Raw genomic sequence first — 22,679 nt, forward strand, 5'->3', positions numbered from 1 at the left:
TGAATGTACATGAGTTATAGCTGTTAACTGTCATCTAAATGATTTAATAGCAAATGCCATAATAAATGTCTTTTTAACGGCTTATTCAATCAATTGTAACTTGTGACACGGCACGTAATAATATGGCATTACCTGTTGATAATGTCAGCGTAACCCGAGACTTGGTAACAAATGAAGCACTCTTACCGTCTCTTAACCAACTTTCAGTTGTCACCACATTAGCTTTAGCTTGAGTACCTGTAATGACAACATTATCAATACTAATGTCATATTTATAATCTGTAGATTGGCTCCAACTTCTTTGAATAAGTTTTAAATAGGCATCTTTATCTAAACTTGTTGATTTACCTTTACGCGACATTGAAATGAGCGCATCATCTGACACCAACTGCGCCACTCTATTGACGTTTTTACTATTGGCAGCTGATTTCATAGCAGCAGCATAATCATTTACCAATCCTTCGGTCATCACTGCTGCATTTGCGCTAACAGCAGCGGTACTGGCAACTGCCATTAAGCCGCTGATACTAACGCTTTTTATTAATAATGCCAGCAGCCCTTTTTTCCAAATACGTTTCATGATATTCCTTAGCAATAAGTGCGCAATCTATCAGTCATAATTGACTGTGGACTGTCTTTATTTATATACCAGCACCTGCCCTATAAGGTTAGCATTCAATTCTCACACCTATGTAACGTCATGTGCAATTATTGATAGTATAAATAGCTGAATGCCTGTTGAACCGAAACTGGGCAAATTACTTATTAAGTTAAATGCGCGCCAAATACTGGCTTTGCAATAGTTACTTGAAATAGTTGCAAAATATAGGCTGTCTCGTCTACGGTAATGATGACATTATAAGAGCATATCAACCTGTAAAATGATAATAAATCAGGTTAGTAAGTATTCATGATTTAAAATTAAGAGCTTTAAATATAAAGCTTCACGTTAAATTTTCGTAGCTGCCACTTCATCATCTCCCTCTTGCTCATCGTCACTTAGCTTCATTCCCAAACGCTCAACACGTCTGTCCATCATCTGCCGCGCCAGCGCTTGCATATCTTCAACGCGGTCTATTTCATCGACAATCTCAAGCCCCAGCAAAGTTTCTAAGACATCCTCTAACGTCACTAGCCCTTTCACTTCGCCATATTCACCAACGGTGATAGCGATATGAATGCGATTTTTCAGCATCAACTCCAGCAAATCAAACAGCTTCATTTTAGAAAAAACAAAGGTAATCTCACGTTGAAACTGGGTCAATGGCTTGTGCATCGCATGATTAACCTTAGCTAACAACATATCAGTTTTTAATACAAAACCGGTGATATGATCAATGTCACCATCATAAACAGGCAATCGCGAAAAGGTTAATTTTGGACGATCAGCCAGTACTTCAGCGATGGTTTTATTTTCATCAAACGCTAACATAACCGAACGTGGCGTCATAATATCCTCAACCTTGATGGCACCAAACGCCAATAAGTTACGGATAATACGCGCCTCTAATGGATCGATATGTCCTGCTGCTTCACCAATACTAGCCAGTGCTGAAAACTCACGGCGACTAAACACATCAGTTTTTTTACCGCGTACTAATAATTTAGTTAAACGCTCTGAGAGCCAAATAAGCGGATATAAAACGATAATAATACCGCGAACAAAGTAAGCCACCAGTCCGCTAAGCTGTCGCCAATATACGGTTCCTAATGTTTTTGGAATAATCTCTGAAAAAGTCAGAATAGCCAACGTCATTAGGGCTGAAAACAGTCCAAACCATGCACTTCCGAAGACAATCGTTGCCTGAGCACCTGCGCCGATAGAGCCTAATGTATTAGCCATCGTATTTAACGTTAAAATAGCCGCTAATGACTGATCGACTTTATCCTGTTTTAAACGCTTAAGCATTTGTGCTTTTTTAGGATTACTTTCTTTGACATCAGCAATATATGAGGGCGTCATACTTAATAGTACGGACTCTGCCATTGAGCATACAAAAGACAATCCAATCGCAATACTAACAAAAGTAATCAGTAAAACCACATTGGCAGTGGTTGGCTGCGTAACCATGTCCTCAGCAAATGCTGGATAAGGCAAAAGGGCAAGTGCGAATAAAGGTAGCGCCGTTATAGAGTCACGCTGCCGGTAATGACGTGTCGATGTCGGGGGAGGTTTAGCAGATGCTGTTTGACGGCAAGCGCGAGGACGACACAAACGAGGAACAGACATAAAAGTGGTGGACAAGGTAGGTAACCTAAACAAAGAAAAGAATAAAAGAAGACAAACATTGGCTTCTTATGGCTATAACAATAGCCATTTGATAGTAGCATTGATAAGCATATTTAACAATAAGTCACGATAATCGGTAATAGTATTATTGCATTGCAATCCTGTCTCAAGCCTTAAGCCATTACTTTAATCATGTCATAATAAGAATCGTTAAGGCGGAAAAATACCCATGAGCTATGATTAACAGTTACCAAGTCTGGGAATTTTTGTTACTATGCGTCTAATTTTATTATTACTTACTATTCATTGAGAGAGATATGGAACAATTAGGTCAATTCTTATTACCCGTTGCGTTTTTTGCTATTTTTTACTTTTTGGTGATTCGTCCGCAGTCTAAGCGTACCAAAGAGCATCGTGCTATGGTTAATGCCTTGACAGTCGGTAGCGAAGTGATTTTTGCAGGTGGATTAATGGGTCGCATTAAAAAAATCGAAGGCGACTATGCGGTAGTTAGCTTAAATAATAATACCGATATCAAGGTGCAGCGAGCTTCAGTTATCTCTGTATTACCAGCTGGTACTATCGAAGGCGTATAGCTTGACGTAGTTTTTTGGTAACTGATTTTTTTATTCACATATTAATAGTTATCCTAAAGATATGGTATGAGTGGCCGTTAATAATTTACGGTCATTCGCCCCTATAGGCTAGTGGGATTCTATTGATAGTGTGCTCTACTTTTTTAAAGTATTTTTTAAATTGCGCTTTAAACGGCTTTTAAAATTACAGTAGCTTTACTTATAGCGATACGCTTTATTATCGTCACGCATAGATGAAATAATAGATAATAATTATGGCGAATTTAGTCGTCCTTCTACTACTTAATATCTACTTTTCTAATCCTGTGACGCCAGTATCTTATCAACCTAAAGAAGTGATTATGCAATATCCTGCTTGGAAATACTTCGTCATCATCATCGTGCTTATCATAGCCGGTCTGTACGCTGCGCCCAATCTCTATCCAGATGAACCAGCGGTACAGATTACCAGTTCTGCTGCAGGCACACAGCTGTCAGAGGGCATCTTGACCCAGTCACAAAGTCTGCTTAAAGAGGCAGGCTTAAGCTATCATGATGGTACTTTTGAGGGTAACAGTGCCCTTGTTCGTCTCGATAATCCTGAAACACAGCTCAAAGCTCAAGAAGTACTACGTCAGAATTTAGGTGATGACTATGTGGTGGCATTGAACCTTGCGCAGACAACACCACAATGGTTGCGCGATATCGGTGCTAAGCCGATGAAGCTGGGACTGGATTTACGCGGTGGGGTGCGGTTCGTACTTGAAGTAGATATGAATAAGGTGCTTGAGCAGCGGCTCACCAGTGCCAGCCGTGACGTACGTCGTGACTTGCGTGCTGAGCGTATCGCTATTAAAGGTATCAAGACAGAAGCGCAAGGTATTGTGCTGCATTTCGCCAATACTGATATTCGTAATCGGGCGCAAAATATTTTACAAAGTACAATGGGCACCACCTTTAACTTGCAATCATCAATTGATGAGCAAGGTGCGGCGCTGATCATGGCGTATAACGATGCTACGTTAGAAGAAATCAACAGTTATGCGGTTAGCCAAAACTTAACCACCTTACGTAATCGTATCAGTGAGCTTGGCGTTGCCGAAGCCTTGGTGCAGTCACAAGGTGCCAATCGCATTGTCGTTGAGCTACCGGGCGTACAAGATACCGCTGAAGCCAAGCGTGTACTGGGTCGTACCGCTAACCTTGAATTCCGTATGGTGGCAAAAGACAGCGAAACGTATATGGGTGGCATTCCACCAGCTGGCACCGAAGCATTCCCCTTTAAGACGCTTGATGGTCAACCCGTATTGCTAGAGCGTCAAGCTATCGTCACCGGTGATAAAGTCACCAACGCTCAGACCAGCCTTGATGAAAGCGGACGTCCTGAAGTGAATATTACTTTGGACAGTGCCGGTGGTAAGCTCATGCAAAACGCCACGCGTACCGCAGTCGGCGAGCAAATGGCAGTACTCTTCATTGAGAATAAGCAAAAAATTACTTATGAGCCAGACCCAGCGAATGGCGAGACGGTTGAAGTTCGTACGCCTTATGCTGAAACCAAAGTCATTAACCGCGCCAATATTCAGGCGGTGCTTGGCTCATCATTCCGTATTACCGGTCTTGATAGCAATGCTGAAGCGGCTGAGCTGGCGTTATTATTACGCTCAGGGGCGCTAGCTGCACCGATGTATTTTGTTGAAGAGCGCACCATTGGTCCATCACTTGGTCAAGAAAACATTGATAAAGGCTTGTTTTCTACCCAAGTGGGCTATTTATTAGTCTTTGCCTTCATGATTATTTTCTATCGCCTATTTGGTTTGATGGCAAATATTGCCCTTGCCATTAACGTGGTGATTATTATGGCAATCATGTCTATTTTAGGCTCTTCACTGACGCTGCCTGGTATCGCTGGTATCGTATTGACCATTGGTATGGCGGTCGATGCTAACGTGTTGATATTTGAGCGGATACGCGAGGAGCTGGCGAACGGGGTACGACCCAAATCCGCTATCGGTGCAGGCTTTGATCGCGCCTTCAGTAGTGTATTCGATGCCAATATCACCACCTTGCTGGTTGCATTTATTTTGTTTGCTATCGGCACCGGTCCAATCAAAGGCTTTGCGATTACTTTAGCGATTGGTATTATCAGCTCACTATTTACCGCACTGTTGGTCACAAGAGCTCTAATACAAATCGCTTATGGTAAGCGTAAATCTATTAAACGTTTGAGCATCGGCTAGGAGAAAAATATGGCGATTGAACAGAATATTCCCCCAGAAAATCAGAATACGCCGACGTCTAGTAGTTCAGGTGGTGGCTCAGACGGCAATCCAAATAACCCAAACGATAAGTCACGTCGCCGCCGTAATAAGCCGCGCCGTGATGGTAAAGGTAGCAATAATAAAAGCAATAGCCCAGCGACACTAAGCGCAGGTAAATCAGAAAAGCGCCGTGCTGGTAAAGACAACCAAGTATTAGTAACGCAAGATATCAATACTGATATCAATCACCAAGATACGTTAGATAATGCAGCGGATGCAGCAGCCGCACACGCTGAAGGCGGTATTAAATCTATTGGTGATCAGCGTATCATCCCGTTTATGAAGATAGAAAAGCCGATGGCGTTGTTATCTATTTTCTTAGTCATTGGTAGTATTATTGCGATTGCGGTGAATGGTCTCAACTTTGGTCTTGATTTTACCGGCGGCGTGTCAGCAGATGTTCGTTATGAGCAGCCTGCTGAACAGGTAGAAGTCGTAAAAGCCCTTGCTGACAACGGTTTTGATGATGCGGTTGTACAATATTTAGGTACACGTCAAGAGCTTTTAATACGTCTACCACCACAGTCGGACAATATCGATGGTCTTAATACCTCGCTTGGGCAAGCACTAGATTTACCTAATAATAAAGCTGACATAAGCAACGTTAATATTATTGGTAGTCAAGTTGGTAACGAGGTTTATTTAAACTCGGTGATGGCGTTGGGCTTAGCCTTACTATCGATGCTCGGCTATGTGGCGCTGCGCTTTCAGTTTAAACTAGCACTTGGTGCAGTCATATCATTATTCCATGATGCTATCGTGACCATTGGTGTATTTGCGTTATTTGGCTTTCCATTTGACTTAACCGTTTTAGCAGCGATTTTGGCACTGATTGGTTACTCATTGAACGATACCATTGTGGTATATGACCGTATTCGTGAAAACTTCCGCCGGGTACGCGGTATTAGTCCAAGGCAAACTATTGATTTATCATTGACTGAAACTTTGCGCCGTACGATTATGACCATCTCTACCGTTTTGCTTGTGGTGTTAGCCATGATGCTACTTGGCGGTGATGGCTTGTACTGGTTCTCAGTAGCGCTATTTATCGGTTTGCTTGCGGGTACGTATTCTTCAACCTATATTGCCAGCTCAATTCCATTGGCAATGGGTCTATCACGCGATGACTTTATCGTAAAAGTAAAACCTGAGTTTGAAGAAGAAATTGTGACCTTTAATGATCCAAAAATGTTTGAACAAGACTAATAAGCGGATGCAATATATATATTTATATCCACTGATTTCTTATAAATAAGCATAAAAGCACCTAATTATCTAGGTGCTTTTATCTTTACATCATCTACTAATATCTTTAAATATAGCGGTAGCAATACTATACACTTTCAAAGTAATCTTTAAAGCAAATACCTTATATACAATAACTATATAGCCCTTTAGTGCTGCCATATTACTGCCTACTTTCGATAAAGTATTTACCTCTTCGCATTCTTGTATAAGTGATTTTGTCATGTCCTCTATACCACCGGCTAACGCTCTGCCGCCTATCGATACCCGTTACGCTCGCATCATTGCCATTGCTGTGCCAGTCTTACTTGCTAATTTAGCCATGCCGCTACAAAGCCTGATTGATACCGCGATTATAGGTCATATGAATGATGCCGCTAAGCTTGCGGGCATGGGACTTGCTATTCAATTGCTGTCTTTACTACTTGTCAGCTTTAACTTTTTACAATATGCATCTTCAGGATTATCGGCTCAAGCACTAGGGCAACTTGGCAGTAGCAAAGATGCGCCAGTTACCAGTGAATTGGCAGCATTACTTCTCTCCATCTTGCAGCGGGCATTGTTACTCGCCTTTATCATCGGTACGATATTATTGCTTGCAAAACCCTGGTTACTCAATTTTGGCTTGCATGCTTTGTCTGCTAATCCGGCAAGTGGCGCTGCTGCAAAAAGTTACTTAGACGTACGCTTTTGGGGTGTCATTGCGGAGCTTATGAACTTTGCATTTATTGGCTGGTTTGCTGGGCAAGGTAAGACCCGTTACATGCTGTATCAGCAAGGTTTTATTGCAGTGATGAATATTATCTTAACTCTATTTTTTGTATTTGGCATGGATATGGGCATCGAGGGTGTGGCGCTTGGCACTATGATTGCATTTTGGTCGGGAATATTATTAGCACTGTGGTTAAGTAAGCAGCATCTAAATATAACTTGGTCAGCACTATTTCGTGCAGATCCGCAGTATTTTACCAAATATAGATTACTTAGGCTGTTTTCATTAAATAAAGACATCTTTATTCGTACGCTGATACTGACGTTAAGCTTTGCTTGGGTGACGCGTCTATCCGCGCAAAGTGGCGATTTGGTATTAGCAGCCAACGCTATTTTATTACAAGTATTGAGCATTTCAGCCTTTGCGCTCGACGGTGTGGCGGTATCAGCCGAGGCATTAAGTGGACAGGCAGCAGGACGACGAGATTGGCGACGCTTTAGCATTATTATAAAGCGTACAGGAATAGTCAGCTATGGGCTAGCGCTCCTGTTAAGCATTATGTGGTGGTTTGCCATGCCGCATTATTTGCAAATGATGACCAATATTGAGCCCGTATTTGAGCTTGCAGCAGCGTATCAGTCCTTTGCGATTTTATTACCACTGATTGGGGTCGGTGCTTATTGGCTTGATGGGATATTTTTTGGTTTGACGGCAGGACGAGCTATTCGTAATGCTGCATTAACGTGGGCAGTGATATTCTTTCCGCTCAGCTGGATGCTATATCGACAGTGGGATATGACTGGGATTTGGCTCAGCGTTTGGAGTATTTTAATATTGCGTATGCTGGTATTGGCTGGGTTCTTATATCATGCACGCTGCAAAGGCGGTTATGCAAGCTTGCAGCCCCATTAAATTATTAATTTCTAGATAATTATGACCCTCTATTATTAATATCGATAACAATTTAGGATAGCCTGTGATTTCTTATTCTAAGCAAGCCTCTTCATCTACTCAGTGGGCAGTAGGGTTTAAAAAAAGCTTACCAGTTGCCATGGGTTATCTGCCCGCTGGTATCGCTTTTGGCGTACTTGCGCAAGTCGCAGGTGTGCCGATTTGGGCAACGATTATGCTCAGCATAGTACTTTATGCTGGGGCGGCGCAATATGCCTGCCTACCAATGTTAAGTGCAGGACTGCCAATTGGTAGTGTTGCTACCAACATTGCTGCTATTAATTTGCGCCATGTTTTTTATGGTGTACCATTATTGAACCATCTACCCACGCATAAACTTGCTAAAACTTATTGTTTATTTGCGCTCACTGACGAGACATTTTCAGTGATGACCAGCTTGCCAGCAGAATCAAGGCAGGCACTTATGCTACCTATTAGTTTATTTAATCAAAGCTGGTGGGTACTGGCAACGGCAATTGGAGTAATGATAGGGAGCACACTTAATGATTTAGTGCCCCATTTAGACTTTGCATTGGTGTGTTTATTTGCCATATTGGCGTATGAGCAGTTGCAAACCATTAAGCGCTATTTTCCGATTGGTATTGCTATCATTGCTTTAGTCCTTGCTGCGCTATTTACCAGTCAGTGGCTACTACTGGTGGCAATCGCTATTTGTATGCTTCTTATCCTAGGGCGCGCTTTTATGGTAAAAGATAAGCCAATGGGAGGCAGTCATGGGCAGTAGTTATTTGATTTTGGCAACCTTGGCAATGGCAGCGGTCACATTTATAACCCGTGCCATTCCTGCACTGATACCACAAAAAATGCTCGACAAACCGTGGTTGCATCGCCTTAACGAAAGCCTACCTTTATCAGTATTGGTATTATTGATTCTTACCAGCCTTGCCTATCAGGAACTGTCATTCACTACACATTTATCTGATGCCGCGCTGCATTTACTACTGGCCCAAATTGGGGCGTTGGCACTGGTTTTACTGGTATATCATATCAGTCGTCAGCTGCTTATCAGTATGATTGTTGGCATTGCTGCTATTAACGGCTTGCTGTGGATATTTGAAAATTTTTTATAAGTAATTAAAATAGCTACCAATAATTTGATGTTGATAAATTAGGACTAATAAACTAAAAACTATAAAAAGGCTAAATCCTATAGAGGGTTTAGCCTTTTTTAAAATCAAGAATGCTTATTGATACATTAAAGTCCTAGAACTCTTCAACACCCATCATATCGACTGGGGTATCAGCAATCACTTCCACACCATTTTTGGCTGACTCACTACGCTGTTCTTGTAAATGCTCAAGATAGGCTTCGTTGATTTGTCCAGTAATATAACAGCCATTAAATACGGCACAATCAAAGCCTTCGACCTTACTGTGCTTGGTGTCTTTTACTGCTTCAATTAAGTCATCCAAGTCTTGAAAAATCAGGCGATCAGCACCGATAATCTTGCGCACTTCTTCTACACTGTGACCCGATGCGATCAGCTCGCTGCGTACCGGCATATCAATCCCATAAACATTGGGATATTTTACCGGTGGTGCTGCACTAGCAAAAAATACATTTTTTGCACCAGCATCACGTGCCATTTGGATGATTTCATAGCATGTAGTACCACGAACAATAGAATCATCGACCAGCAATACATTTTTGCCTTTAAACTCTAGCGGGACTGGGCTTAATTTTTGACGTACCGACTTTTTGCGTTGCTGCTGACCCGGCATAATAAAGGTACGCCCGATATAGCGGTTCTTCATAAAGCCTTCACGGTACTTGATATTCATTTTGAGCGCCAGCTCCATCGCTGACGTACGCGAGGTATCAGGAATCGGAATCACCACATCAATATCATGGTCCTCGCCCCATTCACGCAAGATTTTTTGTCCCAGCTTCTCACCCATGCGCAGGCGGGATTTATAAACTGAGATATTATCCATAATTGAATCAGGACGAGCAAAATAAACATACTCAAAAATACACGGCGTATATTCTTTTGGCTCAACGCATTGTTTGCTATGTAATTGATGATTCAAGTCAATAAAAATAGCTTCCCCTGGTCGTACATCACGAATAATCGTAAATCCTGAACCGGTAAGCGCTACCGACTCCGATGCTACCATATATTCAGTGCCGCCATTGTCCGCTAAGCGTTGACCAAATATTAATGGACGAATACCATTTGGATCACGGAACGCGAGCAAGCCATGTCCGGTAATGAGTGCTACTACGCCATACGCGCCTTCAATGCGACCATAAACTGCAGTTACTGCTTCAAAAATATCGGCAGGCTTCGGATGAGTCTTATCTAGATTCTGCATTTCATGAGCAAGTACATTCAGCAGGACTTCAGAGTCTGAATCGGTATTTAAATGGCGACGGTCTTCCTCATAAAGCTCTTTTGCCAAGCTCTCAGCATTGGTCAAATTGCCATTGTGCGCAAGCGTAATCCCATACGGTGAGTTAACATAAAAGGGTTGCGCTTCTGCACTGCTCGATGTGCCAGCAGTTGGGTAGCGGACATGACCAATACCAAACTTACCCACTAGCTTGAGCATATGACTGTTCAAAAAGACATCACGTACCATGCCGTTTTCTTTACGCAAATATAAGCGACCATCTTGCAACGTCACAATACCCGCAGCGTCCTGCCCACGGTGCTGTAACATGGTTAAGGCATCATAAAGAATTTGATTGACTGGCTCATGAGCTGCAACCCCGACGACTCCACACATAGTTATGTCCTATTTTAGATCACACATTAGTAACACGATGACGGTATTAGACGACTAAAATAGGCCGACCTTACCGCTAAACTGATGGTACTGCTTGCTAATATTTATGAATAAGTAGCTTACTTAATACTGGCTTTCGCGTTTAACAGGTTTAAATTGACGGCTGATTAACCTGATCCCATGCCACGCCCAACATATCGGCTGCCAAAGTTTTTGCCATGGGCGCATAAGGCAACAATTCAGGCGCTAATATTGACGACTGCCACTGAGGTAATTGCATTAATAATGGCGCACTGACGCTGAGCAATACCAACACGACCAGCACATTCTTTGCAGCGCCCAGCACACCGCCTGCCATCTTATCGAGCACCCCAAGCCGTAACGTTTTTAGCACCCCTGAAAATACAAAGGCAACCAAATGCATAATGGCTAAAATAACAATAACCACTAATAAAAAAGCCGCTGCCATTTGTAATACTGGGTTTTCTACCATACCGGACAATTGCGGCGCGATAACACCTGCCAGCCGCGTTGCCGCAATCAAAGCAATAAACCAGCCGACCAAGCCGACTGCAGTTTTAATCAAGCCCACTTGAAAACCGCGCCATAAGCCAATTAAGACAACCACGGCAATGATAATATCCAAACCACTCATACCTTTCGCCTTGCTCTATAATTTACCTAAATGTTTATGACTATATTTGGTGTTAGTAAACGCTATTATCAACCTTTAGATAAAATACAGCATTTAGCCTTCCATCGCGTCATAATAGCCGCCAATGGCTTGGATACACGATTGCACTAACCCCGGACCTTGATAAATAAGCCCCGTATACAATTGCACCAAATCTGCACCGGCTTTGATTTTTTTAACTGCCTTCTCACCGCTATCAATCCCACCAACCCCAATTAAAGCCACTTGATCACCCAGTTGATCTGAGAACTGCTGCAGTATTTGAGTGCTAATATGGCTGACCGGACGACCTGATAAACCGCCTGTTTGGTCACCATCGGTCAAGTCTTCAACACCAACGCGACTTAACGTGGTATTGGTAGCAATCAGTCCATCGATTTCAAAATCGAGTAGCTGCTGCGAGATATAATCCACTTGTGCTGGCTCTAAATCAGGCGCAACTTTAAGCACCAATGGCACATAAAAACCGTACTCCGTTGCCAATTGGTCATGACGATTTTTGATGGTATCTAATAAATAAGTAAGCGCCTCACCACTTTGTAAGTCACGCAAATTTGAGGTATTGGGCGAAGAAATATTAATGGTAATGTAGGACGCATGCGGATAAACACGCTCCAAACAATAGACGTAATCGTCAGCGGCATTTTCAACCGGCGTACTGGCATTTTTACCAATATTAATACCGATATTTCCTTTATATTTACTGCGCTTAACATTGTCAATCAGATACTCAACGCCCTGATTGTTAAAGCCCATACGATTAATAATGGCATCGGCTTGTTTAATTCTAAACAAACGCGGCTTATCATTGCCTACTTGCGGTTTTGGGGTAACCGTACCCACTTCAATAAAGCCAAAGCCCAATTCGGCAAGCGCATCAATATAATCGCCATTTTTATCTAGACCTGCCGCCAGCCCAACCGGGTTAGCAAACTGCAAACCCATACAGTCTATAGGCTGCATATGCTGACCATATACCAAGCCTAATGCGCGTGCTTTGTGCGCTTTTGCCAATAAAGACAAGGTCATGTCGTGGGCGTGCTCAGGGTCCATCTTAAATAAAAACGGTCGAAGTAAGGCGTAGGACATAATGACGATGAACCCTGAATAAGAAATAGGTGAATGAAAAATGAGTCAAATGAAGCGCAGCGATTATATCAGCTTAACGGAAAGAAGAGCAAAGTTTCATAAAAGTCTGTGGTTAGGCAAACAAAACCTTAGATAATTATTTTGATATTGTATTTAATAATAAAATAGATGAGATTAAGGCACAGAGCGACTGTCAGTCAGCGCAATCCAGCCGCGCACAATACGATACAGATGCCAAATAAAGGTAAACGCGATAATCATTAGCCCAAGACCGGTCAATAAAATTGAGACAAGTGCCAAGTTACCGCTATCTGATAGTACACTGAAACCAATACCTCCGAATGCGATGACCAGCAATAGCCCGCCAACAGCAAAAAAGACAATGCTGTACCAAAAGGTCTTAATCTGCCAATCAAAATGCGTGGCAAGCCAAGTGCCATCCGCTGCATGGCGTCTGGTATAGTTCATCACAATAGGCACAATCCAAAGCAGCCCTGCTGTAAAATAGCTCAATACATAAAGTAAATAAGTCACATGATTATAAGTTACTAACGAGCGTTTTTTGTCATCAATCATCTGACTGCCTTATTACTTAAAATGTGTTGGATATGTTTTTATATTGATATTGATATTGCATTATGATACTGCCGACTATTATTATCATTGTGGCGTTGCGTGCGGTTTTCAAGAACGCTTGGAACTAAGCCCTAGAATCTAAGCACTAGAAACCAGACAACACTAGGTGCTAAATGTGGCTTGTACTTGCAACTGCTTAGTAATGGCATCTTGCAGAATAGATAATTGGGTCAATTGCCAGCCTTGTTGTTCAAGCTGGGCTAGTGTGGTACTAACCACCGCTTGGCTAGGATGACTAAAGCTTAACTGTACCGTATCACCCGTTGCCACCACTTGTGCATCATTAATACCGGCACCGTTTAGAGCGGTACTGATACGACTTGCCGGCGGTATAGCAGTCTCATTTTGGTCAACATCACTACCAGCACGGGTATCAATATTACCTGCTTGCGCCCGCAACCAAAAATAATCAGCCACTTGTGTCTGATAGTTTTCCTTACTTTTTTTAGCCGCTTGCTGCAAGCTATAGCCACCGTAGCCACCAATAAACAACAGTAAAAACAGCGTTAGCGCCGCCAACGCCATCTGGTCGCGTGCAGACAATAACTGCCAGCGTGTCCATACCATATCATGGTACTTCGTGATACGCGCAGATAATGCACTGCCTGCTGGAGCGCTCCGTTTAACACGGCGCTGTAATATATTCATGCCCTAACCTTATTTGAATGCCGTTAATTAAGTTTCCGCCTCAGCTGTAGCCGTTTTCGAAACTGCTGAGCTGTCAGGCTGTATGTTGACGGTAATTTGACCGCTAAATTGTCCTTGCTCATTACTATTTACTTGCTGCAAATTAGCAGCTAACCCTTGCGCGGTCAGTGTATTGGCAAACTCATCGAGGCTTTGACGATTAGGTGCAATTAGGGTAAAACTCAAGGCGTTTGGCGCTATGACCAACGCTTGCGCTTGTAAGGAGGATTGCTTAATAAGAGGGGCGATACGCGACAAGATAGCCGTATGCGATGCGGGTTCTTGATTCTCATTCATTAGTTTTGGTTGCAACTGTGCTTGCAATTTGGTACGCGTGCTGAGCGCTTCGTTTGGAAACCAGGATTGATACTGAGTAGTAATTTCTGCTTGGGTGGCAGTTGCGACATCATTATAGCGATACCACTGCACCCCATCGGTTGCCATCTGTAACACCAATGCTGAAAACGCAACCATCATGGCTACTCGCAGATAAGGCGACAGCTGGGAGCTGGATGCTTTTGTAAAAAAGTTAAGGGCATGGCGTTCAGGGTTATCAATGGGCGCAGGCACAAGTGGCAATATACTCATTAATAACTGGCGCTCAGACAATAGTGCTACCGTTTCTACTGATATTGCGCTTGCTAACGCCATATTAGCTTGCACTGTTAACTCATCATCTAAAGTAGCCGTTAATGCCTCAAGCACTGTATTAGCTGACAGGTCAAGCATAGGTAAAACGCAAACTTCACTTAACTGCGGCAAATGCTCAAAAATCAATGGTAAATAACTAACAGCCAACCCTTGATGAGCGGACTGACGCAACAAAGTAGTATAGGCATCTTGATACAGCACCACCTGCTGCTCTGCTGCCTCTTCTGGGATAGGTAACAGAAAAAAATCAGGCAATAAGGCATGAATACTTAACCCTACTAGCTGCGCACTTTGCTGCCATGATTCAATATCGCTTTCTGGAAGCGCATATAAATAATTGCTATTGGCATAACCAAGCTGACGTATGGCTAATTGCTCAACGGGCGCAAGCGAAACCTCTTCAAACAAATACTGTTTACCAACGGTACCCAGCTGCTTGAGCTGTGCACTACTTAGTGGCGTCTCTACTTGCAATACATACTGTGATGGAAAATATAAACATAGCGATTTTTGTCCATGAATACTATAAATATCGTGCAGCTGTTGCCAGCTATCAACCGCATGCCACTTTTTTGTAGCGCTATGCCACACTGCCAGCGGACTGTGCTGTGCTCTTAACCATACATGTAACACTAAGCGTGACCTTATTTTTTAAACCACTTACTACCAACAATTTGACAATTTGCTAATAAAACAAGAAGAAAATTAGCAGTATTATATTAGTACGGCTGTTGAGGAACAAATCGGTCAATCTCGCGCGCCATCCCTGCCATAATAAACTCCATTTCAAAAACACGCGCTTCCGCTAGAGCATATGACTCTGGAGTATCGCCTGTTAATAAGCTGGCAAGATAAGCGATAATAGACATATGACACACAACTATTACGCATTCAGCTTCAATAGTCGCGAGTTCTGCAAGCGCAGTGCGTGCGTCATCTGAAGGAGTAATATTATTCTGTACCTTGACGGGAACATTATGAGTCTGTAATTGAAGCTGTGCCAATGTTTGCTGTGCGCGAACGTAGGGACTCACTATAAAAATATCCGGAGTATAAGAAGTGCTGATATAGGCTGCTGTTTGCGCTGCTTGTTGTTGTCCAAAGTCAGTCAATTCACGCGCGCTGTCTGGGCGCGTTTCATCTTCTGCTTGTCCGTGGCGCATTAAGATAATTTTCATAACTTTTCTAATTTTCCTGACTATTTATCTTTTTAGATAACTTGTTAATGATGATTAGCCATTACTCAGATGACGTTTTGCCATTGTTATTATCGTCATAGCTAATGCTATTATCTAAATCCAAAGACGTTTGCCTTGTAGAACGTGGATCAGAGATCAGACTTTTCATTATACACTTTGTCATTTTTATCGTTGTCTATCTTAGTGGTATCGGCTGGAAAATCTTTAGTAGCCGCCTGTATCTGAGCGGTTAGGGATGCGTTACTGTGGTCATGCGCCATCACAAACTCCACATCACTCCGGAAGCCAGCTTCCATTAACTGTAGCGCCACGCCCAATGCCGCTTTGTCTTCATAAATAACCGCATAAAGTGCATGGGTAATCGGCATATAAATGCCTTCTTTGGTTGCCTTTTCATGCACTTGCTGAATGGTATTGACCCCTTCTGCCGTTTGACCCAGCTTTTTAACCGCAGCATCAATATTCATGCCGCGCCCAAGCATATTACCAATGCGATAGTTGCGACTCAGCTCAGAGCTGCATGTGGCATATAAATCACCAACCCCTGACAAGCCTAAAAACGTCAATGGATTAGCACCAGCCTCTACACCAAAGCGGCTCATTTCGGCTAAGGCACGGGTTAACAGCATTGCTTTGGTATTTTCGCCAACCTCGTAAGCGGCTGCCATTCCCATTGCAATAGCATATATATTTTTTAGAGCGCCACCAAGCTCAACGCCGCGAACATCATCACTAGCAAAGACCCGAAAAAATGCACTGTGTAGCGCCGCTTGCACGGCATGGCGCAGAGGCTCTGACTCGCTGGCAATTACGGTAGCTGACGGCATATTTTTCATGATTTCGATGGCAAGATTGGGTCCTGACATTACCCCAAAATTCACCTCTGGTAGCTCATCTTTAATGATATCGCTCATTAACGCAAAGGTATCTTTTTCCATGCCTTTGGTCAAAGACACCAGCGACTGCCCTGTCATAAAAGGGGCGATATTCTTTAACGTTTCCCGAAACGCTAGGCTCGGAACAGCAAGAAAAATAATGTCTTTGTCTTTAACTGTCGATTCTAGATCATGGCTGTATTTTAGGCGCTCATCAAGCTTATAGCCAGGTAGATATTTTTTATTCATCCGCAACTTTGCCATCGACTTCACCGTACGTTTATCACGTACCCAAATCGTGGTATCGCAGCCATTACGCGCGGCTAAATTTGCCATTGCAGTGCCAAAGCTGCCACCACCCAAAAACGCTAAACGTAACTTGCCAGAATTTTTGGAAATTTTTTCCATATTATTAGCAACATCTGCTTCAACCGTGCTTGGATCAAGCTTTTTTCTCCCTAGTCCTGTTTTGGTCGCACGTTCAATGATACCAGCAAGCAGTCCACCCGGCTTGTCATGACGGTCATCTATACTCGCTACTGGTTTATTCGCAACAATTTTAGGAGATTTATTATTTTTAATAGGGCTTGTCATATCTTTTATCCATGTTAATGCACTTTTCACTATCCCTGCAGCTTATACATTTACAGTTGGTAGGTATAGTGCAATTATATTGCTGATACCTGCCAAGCCTGTTGCACAACCATGATTTAAAAAACTACCACTCAAAGAGGAATTATGATTCAAACTTTATCAGTGATTCAATATCTAAGGGTTTGCGCGTCGGTGTATGACGCAAACTTGTTCCAGTATAGATAAAGGCCGTGACATAATCCTCTGTGCCTACACCAAAATATGCTTTCACAGCAGGTTCGTTACATAAAAATCCGGTACGCCAAACGGTACTAAAGCCTTGTGCTTTCAAAGCTAAAATAAGATTTTGTACTGCAGAACCCGCACTGAGCATTTGTTCAAATTTCGGTACTTTTTTATGTTCCTTCATTTGAGTGACAACAGTGATAATAACAGGTGCTCGCAGAGGCATAGCGGCAGTTTTTGCGCGCTCTTTATCAGATAAACTCTCACCAGCAGCGATAGCTTGCGCTTCAGCCGCAGCCACCAATGCGTTACCAAGAGCGTGACGAGCATCACCTTCCGTCACAATAAAGCGCCATGGCTGTAATTTTTTATGATCAGGGGCGGTTGCCGCACAATGAATGGCAGCTTTAATCTGCACATGTGTAGGTGCAGGCTCATTCAAATTGCCAATACTACGCCTTGAGTTTATCCAGTTAATCAGCTGCTCATCGGTTACTGTGGCATCTGCTAATGCCGTATTTGCAGCACCCTTTGCCTCTGATATAGAGATATCTTTATTCTTCTTAGCATCACTCATTGTTTATCCTTAGTTGTTATTATCATTATTAAAATATTTTTAAATTGTCTATCTTTTAAATTATCGTATAAAACACTTTTAACAATAAAATTATGCCGCATCATCAAGGCGGTGTTTCATTTTAAGATAATCCTCTGACTGCATTTCTAGCAATCGCGACCGTGTTCGCTCAATCTCAAATGCTAATTTCTCACCTTGATATAACTCAAGAATAGATTGTTCAGCGCGAATCAGTAACTTTACGCGTCGGTCATAAAACTCATCAACCATATAAATAAAGCGCCGGGTTGGGTCACGTAAATCATCATTTAAGGCAGGCACGGCATTGACCAAGACCGTACTATAACGGTTGGCAATCTCTATAAAGTCCGCAGCTGAACGTGGCTGCATACATAAATGACGGAAGTCACAAAATAAGATGGTTTCAGTTCGAGCATTGATGATAACTTCACGCCCATTAATAACAATAGGCTCTTTACTGATTTTAATATTGTTAGAAAGACTGGCAAAACGATTCGCTAGCCAATGATGATTGCTCTTAGTCATGGGTGATTTATAAAGTTCCGCTTGTTGTAATACGCGTAACCGATAATCAATACCTGAGTCAATATTCATCACGGTGGTATGCTTTTCTACTTCAGCAATGGCAGGTAATAAACGATCACGATGCAAACCATCCTTATACAATCCTGATGGTGCAATATTAGACGTTGCCACCAAAGTAATGCCTCGATCAAACAACATGGTAAATAAATCACCTAAAATCATCGCATCAGAGACATTCGAGACAAAAAACTCATCAAAACAAATCACCACCGCTTCGGCATAAATAATATCTGCCACTTTTTCTAGCGGATTACACTCGCCATGAATCAGATTCAACTCATGATGGACACGTTGCATAAAGTGATGAAAGTGCTGACGCATTTTACGATCAATGGTCAGTGAATCATAAAACAAATCCATCATCCATGTTTTGCCACGCCCAACCCCGCCCCACATATATAAACCTTTTGGCGCAACAGGCTTTGCTTTTAGAAAGCTAAAAAAACCTTTTTTGCGCTGCGTACTGACATTGAGCTGATAATAGAGCTCATCAAGGTAACACATGGCCTGATACTGCTGCTCATCTCTAGTAAAGTCATCATTATTGATGGATTGCTCGTAGCGCTGCAATGGAGATAATCTCATAAGACTGCTCGTCATTCGACAAAATAAATAGTGAAATTATGTGTTGAAACCGTCAGTTGATCCTAGCTTATGTCTTTTACACTGAGACAGTAACAACTGAGATGTCAGAGTAGCTTATTAACACTACTCCCTAGGTTAGCACGGCTTAAGGGGTAACAATAATCAATTAAATTTATCGAAATATAGTAAAATCAATCGCTTTATTTTAAGCACTCATCACTTCATTTTGAGTAACAATATTATCAATACATCATTACGTATCGACATTAAAACTTTGCTGCTGCAGTAGCTTTTTTAATTCTGTTAAGCGACCATGAAAAAAGTGTCCGGCACCTTCAATAATACTGACTCTAATACCTAAGCGATCGGCAAAGGCTTGCATATTCTCAGGCTCTATCACCTCATCTGCATCACCGTAAATCTCAAAGGTTTTTGCAATGGGCAAACTTAAATCACTACCGTCATTCTTTTCTATAGAAGGGGAAATTAAGGCAACGTTGACAATTTCAAAGTCGCTTAGATCCCAAACATGGGCTGACGTCAGAACTTGCTCGGCCACGCGCGCAGTCACATAACCACCAAATGAGAAACCACCAAGCCACAACTTTCGAGCATTGGTTTGACTTGCCAGCCATTGTAATACGGTCATCGCATCCAGTACTTCACCGTTAGCATAATCATGCTCGCCAGTCGATTGCCCTACCCCACGAAAGTTAAACCTTACCACATGCATACCACTATCACGAGCAAAGCGGTACATAGTAGTCACCACTTTATTGTTCATCGTACCATCAAACAGCGGGTTAGGATGGCATAATAAAGCGACGGTATCAGTATTTGGATCATTAGGATTGTCTTGCTGCCATAGCGCATCAACTTCAAGGACACCGGCAGGAGCAGGAATTAAGGGCATAATAGTCATTATTCATTAAAAAAAAGATAATCTAATTATCCTAGATATGAGTTATATTTCAAGTCATTTGCTGTGTATCTGCTCGGTTTGTTTTATTTGATGGGCAATAAGGTTATAAAAAAGAGAAATACCGAATAAATAATGCTTTATAGATGATCAATGGCATATCAATAAGATACTAATAGTGCTTAAGCAAAAATTAGTTTAGCAGGATACGTATGAGGAATGGATATCACGAAACATGGTGGCAACACCCTACACATTAACCATCTAGACGGTAAGGTTATAAATAGGTTAAATTCATATTTTGTATTTCTCGATTTTTGCCTTATTTTTTTCTACTGATTTATTTATAGGATTCACTTATGACCACTTTTAGCAATACTGTCACTGTATCTGCCACATTAGCCGCTGCACTGATATTAAGCGCTTGTCAATCGACCTCTACCACTTCACCTGTGATTCAACGGGCCAACTCTACTTATGAAACCACTGGCGTAAGCTCTACTAAAATAAAGGCTCAGCAAAATGCTTTAGACAGTGCCAAAAAAACCTGCGGCTCTCGTCAAGTGATTGTGGTGAATGACACAACCAAATATAACGGTATTTTAGGCGAACGTACCGGTCGAGTGATTGGACAAATCGGTGGCATCTTCGGCAAAACCCCAACAGATACCGCACGTAATGATGATTATGAATATATGATTAATTTCCGTTGCCAGTAATCGGTTTTGATACATATTTAAAGTTTTTACAAATCGAAAACCTGCTTTTAATAAGTAAAAAAGCCAATAAATATACGATTTAGATATTTTTCTTATCGTATGCTTATTGGCTTTTTTATTGTAAATAGTTTTTTGTTGTGAATAATAGGAACAAGTTGTTCATTAAGCTGATTTTACGCTAAGCTACCCTTCTTATCGCTCTCTTTTTTCCACGCTAGCTATTCTTTTGGTCTATTATTATGCGCAAACCTAATCTCGCCAATATCGCTCATGTGAATGCTAAAAAATCAGGAACGAATAAAGGGACGGATAAAGTACTGGTGCCTGCCAAAGATTTGGCGACTCTTGAAGCTGAGCTTGCTGAAATCGAAGACAGTTTGGCAGAAAACCTTGAAGATACGGTGTTGCGCTTGAGCGACTATTTAGCCGCTGTTGATATGGTTATCAAACAGACCTTTGATCACAGAGTATGGGTAAAGGCTGAAATTCGCAATCTCTCAAGTAAAGGCGGGCATTATTACTTTGAGTTGGCGGAAAAAGACGATGACGGTAAGGTTGTTGCAAGCTGCCGTGGTAATTTATGGCGCTTTAAAGCCACGCGTGTCTTAGCAAAATTTGAGCGCGCAACCGGCATGGCGCTCGATCGCGACTTAACGGTTTTGCTAAAAGTATCCGCAGGCTTTCATGCGCAATATGGTTTTTCGCTGACTATCGAAGATATCGACCCCAGTTATACCTTGGGTGATTTAGCGCGGCAATACGCTGAAATGGTCGATCGATTAACTGGTGAGGGTTTGATTCACCTTAATCAGCAATTACCTAGTCCGTTTGATATTGAGCACGTGCTGGTCATTGCCCCTGAAAGGGCAGCAGGCTTGGGCGATTTTCAAGCGGATGCCGATAGGCTGGCACAAACCGGAGCCTGTCATTTTCATTATCATCATGCGACTTTTCAAGGCAATCATGCGCCCATGGAGATACGCCAAGCCATTGTGAGCGCACAGCAACATTTTTATGCAACTTATCAGCGTTTGCCTAATTTATTAGTGATTATTCGTGGTGGCGGCGCTGTTGGGGATTTGGCGTATCTTAATGATTATGAGCTAGCGGCTTTGGTGGCAGAGCAGCCAGTACCTGTATGGGTCGGCATTGGGCATGAACGCGATAAAGTGATTTTGGATGAAGTGGCGCATACCAGCTTTGATACCCCATCGAAAGTAATCGCGGCTATCAGCGCCCATTTGGCACAATTAGTCGCGCAAGTGTCAAATTATCAGAGCCAAATACAGCAAACTGCTAACTATCAATTGCAAGCCGCTGAACAACAAACGACGCGACAACTGAATCGAATACAGTCGCAGACAATTGGACGCTTGACAGCGCTACAAAAAGACAGTGATTTTGCATGGCGCAGTATTGAGCAAAGTGCCCAGCGCCAAATCAGTCAAGCCGCACGATTGGCAAAAGAGTCTCTTGAACAAACACAATCAGTCGCTTATCAACAGATTAATAGCGCGCGCAATAACAGCCAAGACTATCAACACAGCATTATAAAAAGCGCCCAACAACAAGTAATGCAAGCACAGCGAGATACCCAGTATTTACGCGATGTTATCGTTTTGCATCAGCCCGCGCGCGTACTCAAACAAGGTTATGCATTCATTAGAGATGGAAAAACCAACCAAAGGCTAACTAGTAGTGAGCAGCTTTCTCCTGACCAAACCATCAAAATTATATTAAAAGATGGTCAAGCAACCGCTCATATTAACTATGTTGAAAATGATAATATCGCAACCGTAACTACCGATCATTCACCAAATTAAACGCCCATTACTACC

The 22,679-nt window shown here is 42.3% G+C and carries 21 protein-coding genes; 8 read left to right on the forward strand and 13 right to left on the reverse strand.

The window, feature by feature from the left end:
* Positions 1-85: 85 nt before the first annotated feature.
* Together H2245_RS06685 and H2245_RS06690 are read right to left on the reverse strand one after the other, a co-directional pair.
* Positions 86-580, reverse strand: coding sequence for a hypothetical protein (locus H2245_RS06685; RefSeq protein ID WP_182406624.1), 495 nt, complete (start codon positions 578-580; stop codon positions 86-88).
* A 369-nt stretch (positions 581-949) separates the two neighbouring features.
* A complete protein-coding gene (locus H2245_RS06690; RefSeq protein ID WP_182406830.1) occupies positions 950-2,071 on the reverse strand; it encodes a hemolysin family protein in 1,122 nt (373 codons plus the stop codon).
* A 476-nt stretch (positions 2,072-2,547) separates the two neighbouring features.
* Between H2245_RS06690 and yajC the strand changes: the two genes are divergently transcribed.
* The 6 genes from yajC to H2245_RS06720 all read left to right on the forward strand — a co-directional run bounded on the left by yajC (position 2,548) and on the right by H2245_RS06720 (position 9,125).
* Positions 2,548-2,826: a preprotein translocase subunit YajC gene (yajC, locus tag H2245_RS06695; protein ID WP_182406625.1), complete on the forward strand. Its 279-nt coding sequence runs from the start codon at positions 2,548-2,550 to the stop codon at positions 2,824-2,826.
* A gap of 341 nt (positions 2,827-3,167) precedes the next feature.
* The gene (secD, locus tag H2245_RS06700) at positions 3,168-5,045 is read left to right on the forward strand and encodes a protein translocase subunit SecD (protein WP_182406831.1); all 1,878 of its coding nucleotides are present in this window, start codon (positions 3,168-3,170) and stop codon (positions 5,043-5,045) included.
* Positions 5,046-5,054: 9 nt separating this feature from the next.
* Positions 5,055-6,332 carry a protein translocase subunit SecF gene (gene secF / locus H2245_RS06705; RefSeq protein WP_182406626.1) on the forward strand — a complete coding sequence of 426 codons (1,278 nt, stop codon included), beginning with the start codon at positions 5,055-5,057 and terminating at the stop codon, positions 6,330-6,332.
* A 262-nt stretch (positions 6,333-6,594) separates the two neighbouring features.
* Complete coding sequence (locus H2245_RS06710) at positions 6,595-7,995, forward strand: MATE family efflux transporter (protein WP_182406627.1); 1,401 nt, start codon at positions 6,595-6,597, stop codon at positions 7,993-7,995.
* A gap of 139 nt (positions 7,996-8,134) precedes the next feature.
* Positions 8,135-8,779, forward strand: coding sequence for an AzlC family ABC transporter permease (locus tag H2245_RS06715; protein WP_182406832.1), 645 nt, complete (start codon positions 8,135-8,137; stop codon positions 8,777-8,779).
* The gene (locus H2245_RS06720; RefSeq protein ID WP_182406628.1) at positions 8,769-9,125 is read left to right on the forward strand and encodes an AzlD domain-containing protein; all 357 of its coding nucleotides are present in this window, start codon (positions 8,769-8,771) and stop codon (positions 9,123-9,125) included. The genes H2245_RS06715 and H2245_RS06720 overlap by 11 nt, the downstream gene beginning before the upstream one ends.
* 133 nt (positions 9,126-9,258) lie before the next feature.
* On the opposite strand, the gene purF is transcribed toward H2245_RS06720, so the two are convergent.
* From purF to H2245_RS06775, 11 genes are all read right to left on the reverse strand, one after another.
* Positions 9,259-10,785 carry an amidophosphoribosyltransferase gene (gene purF / locus H2245_RS06725; protein ID WP_182406629.1) on the reverse strand — a complete coding sequence of 509 codons (1,527 nt, stop codon included), beginning with the start codon at positions 10,783-10,785 and terminating at the stop codon, positions 9,259-9,261.
* A gap of 151 nt (positions 10,786-10,936) precedes the next feature.
* Complete coding sequence (locus tag H2245_RS06730) at positions 10,937-11,440, reverse strand: CvpA family protein (RefSeq protein ID WP_182406630.1); 504 nt, start codon at positions 11,438-11,440, stop codon at positions 10,937-10,939.
* Positions 11,441-11,533: 93 nt separating this feature from the next.
* Positions 11,534-12,568 carry a quinone-dependent dihydroorotate dehydrogenase gene (locus H2245_RS06735; protein ID WP_182406631.1) on the reverse strand — a complete coding sequence of 345 codons (1,035 nt, stop codon included), beginning with the start codon at positions 12,566-12,568 and terminating at the stop codon, positions 11,534-11,536.
* A 174-nt stretch (positions 12,569-12,742) separates the two neighbouring features.
* A complete protein-coding gene (locus H2245_RS06740) occupies positions 12,743-13,144 on the reverse strand; it encodes a hypothetical protein (RefSeq protein ID WP_182406632.1) in 402 nt (133 codons plus the stop codon).
* A 162-nt stretch (positions 13,145-13,306) separates the two neighbouring features.
* Positions 13,307-13,852, reverse strand: a complete 546-nt coding sequence (gene gspM, locus H2245_RS06745; protein ID WP_182406633.1) for a type II secretion system protein GspM — start codon at positions 13,850-13,852, stop codon at positions 13,307-13,309.
* Positions 13,853-13,879: 27 nt separating this feature from the next.
* Complete coding sequence (gene gspL / locus H2245_RS06750; protein WP_182406634.1) at positions 13,880-15,175, reverse strand: type II secretion system protein GspL; 1,296 nt, start codon at positions 15,173-15,175, stop codon at positions 13,880-13,882.
* Positions 15,176-15,261: 86 nt separating this feature from the next.
* The gene (sixA, locus tag H2245_RS06755; protein WP_182406635.1) at positions 15,262-15,720 is read right to left on the reverse strand and encodes a phosphohistidine phosphatase SixA; all 459 of its coding nucleotides are present in this window, start codon (positions 15,718-15,720) and stop codon (positions 15,262-15,264) included.
* A gap of 149 nt (positions 15,721-15,869) precedes the next feature.
* Positions 15,870-17,219: an NAD(P)H-dependent glycerol-3-phosphate dehydrogenase gene (locus H2245_RS06760; RefSeq protein ID WP_404944665.1), complete on the reverse strand. Its 1,350-nt coding sequence runs from the start codon at positions 17,217-17,219 to the stop codon at positions 15,870-15,872.
* Positions 17,220-17,352: 133 nt separating this feature from the next.
* Entirely contained in the window at positions 17,353-18,012 is a 660-nt protein-coding gene (locus tag H2245_RS06765) for a nitroreductase (protein WP_182406637.1), read from the reverse strand.
* A gap of 90 nt (positions 18,013-18,102) precedes the next feature.
* Positions 18,103-19,203: a cell division protein ZapE gene (zapE, locus tag H2245_RS06770; protein WP_182406638.1), complete on the reverse strand. Its 1,101-nt coding sequence runs from the start codon at positions 19,201-19,203 to the stop codon at positions 18,103-18,105.
* A 253-nt stretch (positions 19,204-19,456) separates the two neighbouring features.
* Complete coding sequence (locus H2245_RS06775; protein WP_182406639.1) at positions 19,457-20,116, reverse strand: alpha/beta hydrolase; 660 nt, start codon at positions 20,114-20,116, stop codon at positions 19,457-19,459.
* 365 nt (positions 20,117-20,481) lie between these two features.
* Between H2245_RS06775 and H2245_RS06780 the strand changes: the two genes are divergently transcribed.
* Positions 20,482-20,841 carry a hypothetical protein gene (locus H2245_RS06780; protein WP_182406640.1) on the forward strand — a complete coding sequence of 120 codons (360 nt, stop codon included), beginning with the start codon at positions 20,482-20,484 and terminating at the stop codon, positions 20,839-20,841.
* Positions 20,842-21,080: 239 nt separating this feature from the next.
* On the forward strand, positions 21,081-22,664 hold the full coding sequence (xseA, locus tag H2245_RS06785; protein ID WP_182406641.1) for an exodeoxyribonuclease VII large subunit: 1,584 nt from the start codon (positions 21,081-21,083) through the stop codon (positions 22,662-22,664).
* Positions 22,665-22,679: the final 15 nt, after the last annotated feature.

Source organism: Psychrobacter sp. GP33 (genome assembly GCF_014119005.1).
Classification (GTDB): Bacteria; Pseudomonadota; Gammaproteobacteria; order Pseudomonadales; family Moraxellaceae; genus Psychrobacter.

Bases quoted from the DNA above. Each gene is read 5' to 3' on its own strand.
- H2245_RS06685 (WP_182406624.1), bottom strand. From the start codon at position 580: ATGAAACGTATTTGGAAAAAAGGGCTGCTGGCATTATTAATAAAAAGC.
- H2245_RS06690 (WP_182406830.1), bottom strand. From the start codon at position 2,071: ATGGTTACGCAGCCAACCACTGCCAATGTGGTTTTACTGATTACTTTT.
- yajC (WP_182406625.1), top strand. From the start codon at position 2,548: ATGGAACAATTAGGTCAATTCTTATTACCCGTTGCGTTTTTTGCTATT.
- secD (WP_182406831.1), top strand. From the start codon at position 3,168: ATGCAATATCCTGCTTGGAAATACTTCGTCATCATCATCGTGCTTATC.
- secF (WP_182406626.1), top strand. From the start codon at position 5,055: ATGGCGATTGAACAGAATATTCCCCCAGAAAATCAGAATACGCCGACG.
- H2245_RS06710 (WP_182406627.1), top strand. From the start codon at position 6,595: ATGTCCTCTATACCACCGGCTAACGCTCTGCCGCCTATCGATACCCGT.
- H2245_RS06715 (WP_182406832.1), top strand. From the start codon at position 8,135: ATGGGTTATCTGCCCGCTGGTATCGCTTTTGGCGTACTTGCGCAAGTC.
- H2245_RS06720 (WP_182406628.1), top strand. From the start codon at position 8,769: ATGGGCAGTAGTTATTTGATTTTGGCAACCTTGGCAATGGCAGCGGTC.
- purF (WP_182406629.1), bottom strand. From the start codon at position 10,785: ATGTGTGGAGTCGTCGGGGTTGCAGCTCATGAGCCAGTCAATCAAATT.
- H2245_RS06730 (WP_182406630.1), bottom strand. From the start codon at position 11,440: ATGAGTGGTTTGGATATTATCATTGCCGTGGTTGTCTTAATTGGCTTA.
- H2245_RS06735 (WP_182406631.1), bottom strand. From the start codon at position 12,568: ATGTCCTACGCCTTACTTCGACCGTTTTTATTTAAGATGGACCCTGAG.
- H2245_RS06740 (WP_182406632.1), bottom strand. From the start codon at position 13,144: ATGATTGATGACAAAAAACGCTCGTTAGTAACTTATAATCATGTGACT.
- gspM (WP_182406633.1), bottom strand. From the start codon at position 13,852: ATGAATATATTACAGCGCCGTGTTAAACGGAGCGCTCCAGCAGGCAGT.
- sixA (WP_182406635.1), bottom strand. From the start codon at position 15,720: ATGAAAATTATCTTAATGCGCCACGGACAAGCAGAAGATGAAACGCGC.
- H2245_RS06765 (WP_182406637.1), bottom strand. From the start codon at position 18,012: ATGAGTGATGCTAAGAAGAATAAAGATATCTCTATATCAGAGGCAAAG.
- zapE (WP_182406638.1), bottom strand. From the start codon at position 19,203: ATGAGATTATCTCCATTGCAGCGCTACGAGCAATCCATCAATAATGAT.
- H2245_RS06775 (WP_182406639.1), bottom strand. From the start codon at position 20,116: ATGCCCTTAATTCCTGCTCCTGCCGGTGTCCTTGAAGTTGATGCGCTA.
- H2245_RS06780 (WP_182406640.1), top strand. From the start codon at position 20,482: ATGACCACTTTTAGCAATACTGTCACTGTATCTGCCACATTAGCCGCT.
- xseA (WP_182406641.1), top strand. From the start codon at position 21,081: ATGCGCAAACCTAATCTCGCCAATATCGCTCATGTGAATGCTAAAAAA.